At 72.6% G+C, this 3,202-nt stretch carries 4 protein-coding genes; all 4 read right to left on the reverse strand.

Annotated features, from left to right (window positions below; translation table 11 throughout):
• On the reverse strand, positions 1-1,004 hold a 1,004-nt coding region (locus QOL99_RS16070; protein WP_285525301.1), incomplete at its 3' end, for an MGDG synthase family glycosyltransferase.
• Complete coding sequence (locus QOL99_RS16075) at positions 1,001-2,266, reverse strand: LptF/LptG family permease (protein ID WP_285525303.1); 1,266 nt, start codon at positions 2,264-2,266, stop codon at positions 1,001-1,003. The genes QOL99_RS16070 and QOL99_RS16075, both read right to left, overlap by 4 nt.
• Positions 2,267-2,330: 64 nt before the next feature.
• A complete protein-coding gene (gene fabZ / locus QOL99_RS16080; RefSeq protein WP_285525305.1) occupies positions 2,331-2,759 on the reverse strand; it encodes a 3-hydroxyacyl-ACP dehydratase FabZ in 429 nt (142 codons plus the stop codon).
• A gap of 86 nt (positions 2,760-2,845) precedes the next feature.
• Positions 2,846-3,145 (reverse strand): hypothetical protein, encoded by a 300-nt coding sequence (locus QOL99_RS16085; RefSeq protein WP_285525306.1) that lies wholly within the window; start codon positions 3,143-3,145, stop codon positions 2,846-2,848.
• Positions 3,146-3,202 lie beyond the last annotated feature (57 nt).

The following is a 3,202-nucleotide window of genomic DNA, read 5'->3' on the forward strand; positions in this document are numbered from 1 at the left end:
TCCGCCCGCGTGCGCGGCCACAGCGCCGCCCCGTGCCGCACGAGGTAGTCGGCGTTGTGCTCCTCCTGCCCCGGAATGGGGTCGTGGACCACCAGCGGCACCCCCAGCGCGGTCGCCTCCGCCACCGTCAGGCCACCCGCCTTGCCCACCACCAGGTCGGAGGCCGCGAGCAGCTCCGGGAAATCCTCGCGGAAGCCCAGCCCGTGGATGGTCGCGCCGCCGAAGCGCCGCACGCCCCGCTCCCGCGCTCCGGCGAGCACCAGCACCTGCACCGGGCGTCCCAGCCCCGCGAGTTCGTTCAGCAGCGGCCCCAGCGCCCGGTAGGTGCCCGTGCCCCCGCCCGAGACCAGCAGCAGGGGCTGGTCGGGCCGCAAGCCGTGCTTCTTCCGCAGCGCCCCCCGGTCGGCCCCCACCAGCGCCCGGAACGCCGGGGCGATGGGAATCCCGGTGACGGTCACCCGCCCCGGCGGCAGGCGCCAGCGGCCCATCTGCTCCCGCGCCTCCTCGGTCGCCACCATCAGCAGTTCGGCCTCGGGCCGCGCCCAGTGGTGGTGCACGCGGTAGTCGGTGACCACCAGCGCGTTCAGGAAGTCGGCCCCCAGTCGCCGCCGCGCCGTGTGCGCCAGCGCGACGGGCGTGGGGTAGGAACTCACGACGAGTTCGGGCCGCACCTCGCGCACGTCCCGCAGCATCCCGCGCAGGCCCAGCCAGCCGAAGGTGCCTGTCAGCGCCCGGGGCTCGCTCTCGCGGTCGGTCCAGTCGTAAAAGGCCCGGTACATCCCCGGCGCGTAGCGCAGCCACGCCGCGTAGGTGCCCGCCGTGACCGCCCGCTCGACCGGATTGACGTAGGTCAGGAAGTCGGCGTGCCGTGCCCGCAGCGGCACTCCCGCCGCCCGCAGCGCCGCGTCCAGCGCCCCGTTCGCCTGATGGTGCCCGCTTCCGAAGGAGGCCGAGAGGATCAGGGCCCGCAGTTCGGAGGGACAGGGCAGGGCGTCTTCCGTCACGTCCGCCTCAGCAACCACAGCCCCACCGCCGCGAACAGCACGTTGGCGAGCCACACGCCGGGCTCGGGGAAGGCGGGCATCGTCCCCGCCAGGGTCAGCCCCACGAAAAAGACGAGGTAGTACGCCACCGCCACCAGGAGCGCCACCCCCAGCGACACCCCCAAGGTGCGTCCGTAGCGCAGGGCGAAGGGCAGGGCCGCCAGTGCCAGCACCAGATTCCCGAACGGCAGCGCCAGCTTGCGGTTGAGGTCGATGCGGGCGTCCTGCCGCTCGGCGGGCGTGGCCTCGGGGTCGCGCAGGGTGGCGGTCAGTTCATTCCAGCCCCCGGCGTCGGCCCCGATGGCGTCCGCATACTGGGCGAATGTCTCCTGCCGCGAGCGCNCCTGCCGCTCGGCGGGCGTGGCCTCGGGGTCGCGCAGGGTGGCGGTCAGTTCATTCCAGCCCCCGGCGTCGGCCCCGATGGCGTCCGCATACTGGGCGAATGTCTCCTGCCGCGAGCGCCCGGTGTCCAGGTTCAGCACCGCGCCGGGTTCTTCCGGAATCACCACGCCCGGAAAGACCTCCTGCACCGCCGTTCGGAAGGCTGCCGGGTCATCCTCCGGAACCCGGCCCAGTTCGGCTGCCGCCGCGTAGTTCACGGTGAACACCTGATACCCCGTCAGGCTGAGCTGGTTGCCCTCGAAGGTGCCGCCCTCGGCAAAGATGACGGTGCCCCGGCGGAGGTCGTCCGCCTGCCAGCGCTCCACCCGCACCCCGCGCATCTGCCGGGTGGCGTGGTCGTACCCGGCCAGGTAGAGGGTCAGCCCGCCGCGCAGGTCGAGGGTCTGCCCGGCCAACCGCGCGAGGCCCGTTCCCGTCAGCACGTCCCAGTACAGCCCGCGCGTCTCCACGTTCGCGCGGGGCGCCACCCACAGGCTCAGCCACACCGCGAGCGCCGTCACCAGCGCCCCCACCACCAGCACCGGCCGCGCCATCCGCCCCAGGCTGATGCCCCCGGCCTGCACCGCCACGAGTTCGCGCTCGGTGTTCATGCGCCCGAAGGCCACCACCGTCATCAAGACGGCCGCCATCGGCAGCACCTTGACCAGCGTGTCGGGCACCTGATAGGCGATCCACTGCCCCACCAGCCCCAGCGGCACGCCGCGCAGCCACTGGCTGGAGATGAAGAAGTACCCGAAACTCAGGATCGCCGTGAACAGCAGCGTGCCCACCAGCAGCGGCGGCAGCAGCTCGCGGGTGACGAGGCGGGTGAGGCGGGTCATCCTGCGCCCCCGGTGCAGTCTTTCGCGGGCAGTGCAGAGAGAAGTTCACCCGCCATACGGCTCCTCACCCCTTCGCCACCGCGAACAGAATGGTCGCCTCCGCCGCCACCTGCCCGTCCACCTCGGCGCGGCAGGTGGTCTTGCCCAGGCCCCGGCGCAGGAACTCCAGCCGCGCGTGCAGGTGCAACTGGTCGCCCGGAATCACCTTGCGCTTGAACCGTGCCCCCTCCACCCCGGCGAGGTACCCGACCGTGCCGGGTTCCAGCTGCCCGTGCAGGCAGAACATGCTCGCCTGCGCCAGCGCCTCCACGATCAGGACGCCCGGCATCACGGGTTCCTGCGGAAAGTGCCCCTGAAAGAAGGGCTCGCCGATGCTCACGTTCTTGAGGGCATGCACCTCGCCCTCCCCGGCCCGCAGCACCCGGTCGACCAGCACGAAGGGAAAGCGGTGCGGCAGCGTTTGCAGCACCTCCTGAATCAGCAAGGGTTCCATGACAAGTTCCTCCCGGCCCCGACCACGTGCTGAGGGGGCAAAACGGGGCAATCGTAGCACGCGCCCCAGACGGCTCCTGCCGCTCTTCAGCGGGGCCGGGCCAGGGCGATCAGCGCGGCCAGCACGCTCGTCAGCACTGTCAGGCCCACCGCTCGCGAGAACCCCGGCACGTCGCCCAGGCCCAGCGAGCCGCTCAGCAGCGCCTCCACACTGCCCAGCGTCCGCAGCCACAGCGGGGCGCCGGGGCTCAGGTTGGCAAAGGCCCCCAGCGTCAGGGCCGCGCCCGCCAGCGTGAGCAGAATCAGCCCTGCCACGGCCAGCCAGCTCAGCCCCCGCGTTCCCGTGCCTCCCCGTCCCGGACCGTCTCCCGCCTGCCGCGCCATCATCGCGGGGCATTGTAGGGCAGCAGGGGGCGGTACACTCCGCCCCGTGCCCCCGCTGCC

The organism is Deinococcus rhizophilus (assembly GCF_030271215.1).
GTDB classification, from domain to species: domain Bacteria; phylum Deinococcota; class Deinococci; order Deinococcales; family Deinococcaceae; genus Deinococcus; species Deinococcus rhizophilus.

Excerpts from the sequence above, each read along its gene's own strand:
- fabZ (WP_285525305.1), bottom strand. The coding sequence starts at position 2,759 with ATGGAACCCTTGCTGATTCAGGAGGTGCTGCAAACGCTGCCGCACCGC.
- QOL99_RS16085 (WP_285525306.1), bottom strand. The coding sequence starts at position 3,145 with ATGATGGCGCGGCAGGCGGGAGACGGTCCGGGACGGGGAGGCACGGGA.